8 protein-coding genes are annotated in these 7,160 nt (G+C 67.7%); 1 reads left to right on the top strand and 7 read right to left on the bottom strand.

Annotation, left to right across the window (positions count from 1 at the left end; genetic code table 11):
- The first annotated feature begins 91 nt into the window (after positions 1-91).
- A complete protein-coding gene (locus VF794_RS00520) occupies positions 92-538 on the top strand; it encodes an Hsp20/alpha crystallin family protein (RefSeq protein ID WP_331106617.1) in 447 nt (148 codons plus the stop codon).
- A gap of 86 nt (positions 539-624) precedes the next feature.
- Here VF794_RS00520 and VF794_RS00515 read toward each other — a convergent pair whose 3' ends face one another.
- The 7 genes from VF794_RS00515 to VF794_RS00485 all read right to left on the bottom strand — a co-directional run.
- Positions 625-1,218: a response regulator gene (locus VF794_RS00515; RefSeq protein ID WP_108076405.1), complete on the bottom strand. Its 594-nt coding sequence runs from the start codon at positions 1,216-1,218 to the stop codon at positions 625-627.
- Positions 1,219-1,300: 82 nt separating this feature from the next.
- A complete protein-coding gene (locus VF794_RS00510; protein ID WP_331106609.1) occupies positions 1,301-1,879 on the bottom strand; it encodes a KdsC family phosphatase in 579 nt (192 codons plus the stop codon).
- 45 nt (positions 1,880-1,924) lie between these two features.
- Positions 1,925-2,755 (bottom strand): 3-deoxy-8-phosphooctulonate synthase, encoded by an 831-nt coding sequence (gene kdsA / locus VF794_RS00505; RefSeq protein WP_331106607.1) that lies wholly within the window; start codon positions 2,753-2,755, stop codon positions 1,925-1,927.
- Entirely contained in the window at positions 2,752-4,380 is a 1,629-nt protein-coding gene (locus tag VF794_RS00500) for a CTP synthase (RefSeq protein WP_331106605.1), read from the bottom strand. The genes kdsA and VF794_RS00500 overlap by 4 nt, the downstream gene beginning before the upstream one ends.
- A 94-nt stretch (positions 4,381-4,474) precedes the next feature.
- Positions 4,475-4,708, bottom strand: coding sequence for a hypothetical protein (locus tag VF794_RS00495; RefSeq protein WP_331106603.1), 234 nt, complete (start codon positions 4,706-4,708; stop codon positions 4,475-4,477).
- Between the two features lie 371 nt (positions 4,709-5,079).
- Complete coding sequence (locus VF794_RS00490; RefSeq protein WP_331106601.1) at positions 5,080-6,858, bottom strand: ABC transporter ATP-binding protein; 1,779 nt, start codon at positions 6,856-6,858, stop codon at positions 5,080-5,082.
- Positions 6,859-6,867: 9 nt separating this feature from the next.
- On the bottom strand, positions 6,868-7,160 hold a 293-nt coding region (locus VF794_RS00485), incomplete at its 5' end, for a cytidylyltransferase domain-containing protein (RefSeq protein WP_414640850.1).

Raw genomic sequence — 7,160 nt, 5'->3', positions numbered from 1 at the left:
GGCGCCGCGCACGAGCAAACAAACCCTTTCTGTTTCACCACCACCACGCGCCGTGGCTCCGCGAGGAGTCTGGCGCGCACAGGAGACGTCCATGCAAAGCCGTTGGAACCCGTTGATGAGCAATGGTGCCGTGGCGCTGGGGCCTCTGGTGGTGAAGGAGTTCGACCAGCTCTTCCGTGACCTGTCCGTGCGCCAGGGCGGCGCGCGCGAGCTCCTCCCGCCGGCCGACATCTACGAGACGGCCGAGGGCATCACCCTCCAGGTGGACCTGCCGGGGCATGACCCGAAGGCCATCGAGGTGAAGGTGGAGAACGACACCCTTACCCTGAAGTCGGAGCGCAAGGTGGAGCGCTCGGACAAGGACGGCGCGCGCAGGCTGGAGCGCAGCTTCGGCGTGTACACCCGCTCCTTCGTGCTGCCGCGCACCGTGGATGCGTCCAAGGTGGAGGCCCGCTACGAGAATGGCGTGCTGACGCTGACGCTCCCGCGGCGCGAGGAGTCGCGGCCCCGCGTGGTGCAGGTGAAGGTCAACGGCTGAGAGGGGAACGCCGAGCACCCGGCGGGGACGAGCCCTGAAGAAGGGCTCGTCCCGTCCGCCAGAAGTCTCGGGGTCGCGTCCGCGCGCTAGCGCTTGACGGCGGTGTTGGCCCCGAGCGCCAGCGGCACGCGGAACAAGTCCAGCACCTGCTGCACGTCCAGCGGCTTGGGCAGGCACGCCACGGCGCCGGCCTGCTTGGAGCTCTCGACCACCTCGGGCGAGTGGGCGGACGTCATGGTGATGAGCCGCACGCCCTCCATCTGCTTGCGGGCGCGGATGCGGCGGCACACCTCGATACCGTCGATGTCCGGCATGTTCAGGTCGATGAGCATGCCGTGCGGCTTCTGCTCACTGACGAGCAGCAGCGCCTCGACGCCACTGGTGGTCGTCTGAAGCTCCACCTGGTTGGCGTAGGGCTTGAAGGCGCGCTTGATGGCGTCGAGCACCTGCCGCTCGTCATCCACCACCAGCAGGCGCACGGTGCTGCTGCCCAGCTCCTCGGGCACCGGCATCTGGTGGGTGATGAGGAACGTCCGAAGGTCCGCCGAGCGCACCCGCCGGTGTCCACCCGGCGTCCGGAACGCCATGAGGATGCCGCGGTCGATCCACTTGCTCACCGTGGACGGGTCGACCTGCAGCAATCGGCTGATGTCGTGGGTCGTGTAGAGCTGATCCGTCATCGAACTCCCCTCACTCTGCTCTTCTAGGCTTCCGGCCTTCATAGGATAAGACACCTAAGCGGGAAGCGAAAATTCTTCGATTTCACAACTTGACAGCTTGTAGGGCATCAGGGTCCCTCATGTGTTGAACGGTGGCTTCCCACCGTCCCGAGGCCTTCAAGCACAACTCCACCAACTCGCGCGCGGCGCCGTGTCCCCCCCGGTTCCGCGCGACGTAATGCACTTCCTGGCGTACCTCGGGTGCCGCATCCGCCGGGCACGCCGACAGGCCCGCCATGGAAAGCGGGCCCAGATCGTTGACGTCATCGCCCATATAGGCGCACTCCTCGGGGGACGCCATTAACTGGCCCAGCAATTCGCGAAAGCCCGCTGCCTTGTTCTTGCGTCCCTGGAAGACCGCGGAGAGGCCCAGCTCGCGACCCCGCACCTCCACGATGGAGGAGGAGCGCGCGGTGAGCAGGGCGGTGCGCAGGCCGGCCAACCTCGCCATCACCAGCCCGTGCCCGTCCTTGACGTCGAAGCGCTTCATCAGCTCGCCATCGTCGCCGTAGTAGAGGCCGCCATCCGTGAGCACGCCGTCCACGTCGAAGACGAGCAGACGCACGCGCGCGGCGCGCTCCGTCAGCTCATCCCGATTCGGTTTGGGCGGCAGCTCCGTCATGTCGTGCCCCTTGGATTCCCCTCCCACGACTTCGATTCACCCTACCTACGCCGGCTCGTGCCCCAGCACGCGCCGGATGGCCAGCACCTGACGTAGCACGTCCTCGAACATCTGGGGCGAGAGCGAGCAGGGACCGTCACACAGGGCACGATCCGGGTCCTCATGCACTTCGGTGAAGAGGGCGTCGATTCCCGCCGCGGCGGCGGAGCGCGCGAGCAGCGAGACGAACTTCCGCTCGCCGGCCGTCTCCCCATTGCCCGCCGAGGGCAGCTGCACGGAGTGGGTGGCGTCGAAGCACACGACGAGCCCCGCCTCGCGCATCTGGTGGAAGCCGCGCATGTCCACCACGAGGTTGTTGTAGCCGAAGGTGGCGCCGCGCTCGGTGACGAGCACGTTGGGGTTGCCCGTCTCCACGGCCTTGCGCGCCGAGTGGACGATGTCCTTGGGCGCGACGAACTGGCCCTTCTTCAGGTTGACGCCCTTGCCGGTGCGCGCCACCGCCTCCACCAGATCCGTCTGGCGGCAGAGGAAGGCGGGAATCTGGATGATGTCCACCACCTCGGCGGCGGGGCCCACGTGGCTCGTCTCGTGGACGTCCGTGAGGATGGGCACGCCCACCTCGCGCTTGACGCGCTCGAGGATGCGCAGGCCTTCCTTCAGGCCGGGGCCCCGGAAGGACTTGCCGCTGGTGCGGTTGGCCTTGTCGTAGGAGCACTTGAAGGCATAGGGCACGCCCAGCCGGCTCGTCATCTCCTTGAGGAGCTTCGCGTGGCGAAGCGCCATCTCCTCGGACTCGATGCTGTCCGGTCCGGCGATGACGAAGAGCTTCTGGCCGGGGCCTACCTTGTAACCACACAGCTCGATGGACTGGTTCATGCCTGCGTCCTCCCGGCGTCACGGTGGGTGAGGGCCGCGCGGATGAAGCCGGAGAAGAGCGGGTGCGGCGCGAAGGGCTTGCTCTTGAACTCCGGATGGAACTGGCAGCCGACGAAGTGGGGGTGGTCGGACAACTCCACCATCTCCACGAGGTTGAGCTCGGGGTTGTGACCGGACACCACGAGGCCCGCCTCCTGAATCCGACCCCGGTAGGCGTTGTTCACCTCGTACCGATGGCGGTGGCGCTCGTTGATGACCGCGTCCCCATACAGCTTGTGCGCGATCGAGCCCGGCTTCAGGGCGCACGCGTAGGTGCCCAGGCGCATGGTACCGCCCTTGTCCTGGACCTTGACCTGGCTCTCCATGAGCGTCACCACCGGGTGCGGGGTGTGCTCATTGAACTCCAGCGAGTTGGCCCCAGCCAGGCCCAGCACGTTGCGGCTGAACTCCACCACCGCCATCTGGAGGCCCAGGCAGATGCCGAAGAAGGGCACCTTCTTCTCCCGGGCGTAGCGCACCGCTTCGATCTTCCCCTCGGTGCCGCGCACCCCGAAGCCGCCGGGCACCAGGATGGCGTCCACTCCGGCCAGCAGCGCCTCGGCGCCCTTCTCCTCCACGTCCTGCGAGTCCACGAAGTGGAGGTCCACCTTCACGTCGTTGGCGATGCCGCCATGGAGCAGGGACTCGTTGAGGCTCTTGTAGCTCTCCTTGAGGTCCACGTACTTGCCGACGATGCCCACCTTCACCTCGCCGCGGTTGGGCGAGTACACCTTGCGGATGATGTCCTCCCAGCGCTCCAGCCGGGCGGCCCGCGTCCAGATGTTGAGCGTCTCGACCAGCCGCTCGTCGATGCCCTGGCGGTGCAGCTCCAGCGGCAGCTCGTAGATGCTCTTCACGTCCGGCGAGGTGAACACGTTGCCCGTGTCCACGTTGCAGAACATGGCGATCTTGTCCTTGAGCTCGCGGGAGATCTCCCGGTCGGTGCGGCACAGGAGGAAGTCGGGCTGGATGCCGATCTCCCGCAGCTTCATCACCGAGTGCTGGGTGGGCTTGGTCTTCACCTCGCCGGCCGCGCCGATGTAGGGCAGCAGCGTGAGGTGCAGGTAGACGGTGTTGCCACTGCCCACGTCGTAGCGCATCTGCCGGATGGCCTCGAGGAAGGGCAGCGACTCGATGTCGCCCACGGTGCCGCCCACCTCCACGATGACGGCGTCCACGCCCTGCGCCGCCTGGCGGATGCAGGACTTGATCTCATCCGTGATGTGCGGAATCACCTGGACCGTCTTGCCCAGGTATTCGCCCCGCCGCTCCTTCTGGATGACGGCATGGTAGATGCGCCCGGAGGTGAAGTTGTTGAGCCGGGACATCCGCGCGTTGGTGAAGCGCTCGTAATGGCCCAGGTCCATGTCGGTCTCGCCCCCGTCGTCGGTGACGAAGACCTCGCCATGTTGGAACGGACTCATCGTTCCCGGATCGATGTTGATGTACGGGTCGAGCTTGAGCAGCGTGATGTCGAGCCCGCGGTTCTCGAGCAGGGCGCCAATGGAAGCAGAGGCGAGCCCCTTGCCCAGCGAGCTCACGACCCCGCCGGTCACGAAGATGAACTTGGTCTTCTTGGAGCGCATGACCCTTCCTGCCAAGAGACCCCGGGGGCGTCAATCATTCTGTCAGCACGACTGGACGCCCGCCTGGTCCCGGAAGCCCGGTAAGCGAAGAAACTCAGTCCTGCCCCTGGGTTCGGGGGCGGGACTCGGCGTAGTCGCGGGCCTGGGGCTCGCTGTGGCGCTGCTCGCGCAGTGGGCAGTGGCGACAACTCCAGCCGTCCCAGCCGCGTTTCACCGCCAGATGCAGGCAGGCGTCGTAGTTGAAGCAGAACAGGTTGCGCTGGGCTTCCACCGCTGACTCTTCACGCAGGGCGGAAGGCAGTGGGCTCGGGCAAGGTGTGATGGACAAGGTCAGGTCCTCTAGCGGATGAACGAGCCGTTTCCCCCCCGCGCCTGCAACAGGGTTGTCGCGCGCGCATTCCCGAGGGTTGGGCGGAAGGGGTGGGGCAAAAAGAGACCCGCCCGATCCGCGGCCCCAAGCGTGGTGGGGTGCGCGAAACGGGCGGGCCCGAACTACTTGTGGCGTCAACACTTCCGCCGGGATGGAGGCTGCCTAGCGCGCCATCGTGGCGGAGGTGGACGCCTGACTCATGCTATCGGTCAAGGCATCACCTCCTTTCGTCTGCGGCGGCTTAAGTAATGCCAGGATTTTCCCGGCGCCACTCCCGCTGCATTGCGAAGTGAGGTCGGTAACAGGGCAGGCGGGAGGGCGGGGACTTCTCAGGCCGCCACGAACTGCCGCTCCACCAGACGGCGGTAGAGGCCTTCCTGGCTCATGAGCGCGGCGTGGTTGCCGCTCTGCACCACCTTGCCACCCTCCATCACCACCACGCGGTCCGCGCCAACCACCGTGGACAGGCGGTGGGCGATGATGAGCGTGGTGCGGCCCTTCATCAGCCGGTCCAGGGCCTCCTGCACCAGGTGCTCGCTCTCGGCGTCCAGCGCGCTGGTGGCCTCGTCGAGCACCAGCAGGCGCGGGTCCTTGAGCACGGCGCGGGCAATGGCGATGCGCTGCTTCTGGCCGCCGGAGAGCTGCACGCCGCGCTCGCCCACCAGGGTGTTGTAGCGCTCGGGGAAGCGGGAGATGAACTCGTGGGCGTTGGCGGCGCGCGCGGCGGCCTCCACCTCGGCGTCCGTGGCGTCCATGCGGCCGTAGCGGATGTTGTCCGCGATGGAGGAGGCGAAGAGCAGCGGCTCCTGCGCCACCGTGCCAATGCGCTGCCGCAGCCACTCGGGGTCCAGCGTGCGCAGGTCCTTGCCGTCCAGCCGCACGTGCCCGCTGCGCGGGTCATACATGCGCGCCAGCATGGCGGCGATGGTGGACTTGCCCGCGCCCGAGGGGCCGACGATGGCCACCACCTCGCCCGGGGAGAGCTTCAGATCGATGCCCTGGAGCACCGGCATGTCCTGGCGCGAGGGGTAGGCGAAGTGGACGTCGTGGAACTCGACGTGGCCCTGCACGGACGGCGGACGCTCGCCCCCCGAGGAGGGGATGGTGGGCGTGCGGTCGATGAGCTCGAAGACGCGCTCGGCGGCGCCCGAGGCGCGCATGAAGTCCGCCCACAGGTCCGCCAGGGCGCCCAGCGCGAAGGCCACCGTCAACGAGTAGATGAGGAAGGAGGTGAGGCCGCCCACGGTCATGCGACCGTCCAGCACCAGCCGGCCGCCGTACCAGAGCACCACCGCCGAGGCGATGTAGCCGGCGGAGGAGGCCCCGGCCAGGAAGAAGGCGGACTGCTTCACCCGGCGGCGCGCCACGTCGAAGGCGTGCTCGGTGGCGGAACGGTAGCGCGCCACCTCGTGCCGCTCGGCGGCGAAGGAGCGCACGGTGCGGATGCCGGAGAGGCCCTCCTCGGCCACCTCGTTGGCGACGGCGAGTGCGTCCTGCGACTCCTTGGAGAGCCCGCGCACCTTGCGGCCGTACGTCACGGCCCCCACCGCCACCGCCGGCACGATGGCCAGCATCAGCCCGGTGAGCACGGGCGAGGTGTAGAAGAGCAACACGATGCCGCCCATCGCCTGCGCCGCGTTGCGCAGCCCCATGGAGATGTTCACGCTCACGGTGTTCTGAAGCACCGTGGTGTCCGAGGCCAGCCGGTTGGTGAGCTCTCCCGTCTTGCGCTCGTCGAAGAAGCCCACCTCCTGGGCCATGAGGCTGGAGAAGAGGTCCTGCCGCAGCTGCGTCACGATTCGCTCGCCCGCGGTGGAGAAGAGGTAGAAGCGCAGCGCCATGGCCACGCCCTGGAGGAGGAAGACGACCACCAGCGCCAGGGCAATCTGGTCGATGAGGGCCCGGTCCTTCGCGGCGAGCACCTGGTCGATGATGTGGCCGATGGCCATGGGGTAGAGCAGCCCCAGGCCGCTGGCGAGCAGCAGGAAGAAGGTGCCCGCCCTGATGCGGTTCGCCTGGGGCCGGGCCAGGTCCAGGAGGCGCCGGAACGTTACGCGGGAGAACTTGGGCTTCTTGGGGGCGTCGGGCTGCTTGGGGGTGTCGGACACGCACGCAGACTAACGCGCGCGCATGGCCGCTTCCACCCGGGCCACGTCCTCGGGGATGTCCACCGCCACCGTGCGCCCCGTTACCTGCCCGCAGCGGATGCGGAGCCCATTCTCCAGGGCTCGTAGTTGCTCCAACTTCTCCGCCTGCTCCAGCGGGGTGGCGTTCAGGCCCGCCAGCCACAGCAGCGTCTCGCGTCGGTAGCCATACAGCCCCAGGTGCGCCCAGCGCTTCACCGCCGCCTGCTCGCCTGGCTCACGGACGAAGGGGAGGGGGCTGCGGCTGAAGTAGAGCGCGTCCCCGT

Origin of the sequence: Archangium sp., assembly GCF_036389735.1 — a bacterium.
In the GTDB taxonomy this organism is placed as follows: Bacteria; Myxococcota; Myxococcia; order Myxococcales; family Myxococcaceae; genus Archangium.
This window is presented reverse-complemented; position numbering and strand designations above follow the sequence as displayed.

What these genes read in the sequence shown, in the direction of transcription:
- VF794_RS00500 (WP_331106605.1), bottom strand. Translation starts at nt 4,380, where the DNA reads ATGCGCTCCAAGAAGACCAAGTTCATCTTCGTGACCGGCGGGGTCGTG.
- VF794_RS00520 (WP_331106617.1), top strand. Translation starts at nt 92, where the DNA reads ATGCAAAGCCGTTGGAACCCGTTGATGAGCAATGGTGCCGTGGCGCTG.
- VF794_RS00515 (WP_108076405.1), bottom strand. Translation starts at nt 1,218, where the DNA reads ATGACGGATCAGCTCTACACGACCCACGACATCAGCCGATTGCTGCAG.
- kdsA (WP_331106607.1), bottom strand. Translation starts at nt 2,755, where the DNA reads ATGAACCAGTCCATCGAGCTGTGTGGTTACAAGGTAGGCCCCGGCCAG.
- VF794_RS00510 (WP_331106609.1), bottom strand. Translation starts at nt 1,879, where the DNA reads ATGACGGAGCTGCCGCCCAAACCGAATCGGGATGAGCTGACGGAGCGC.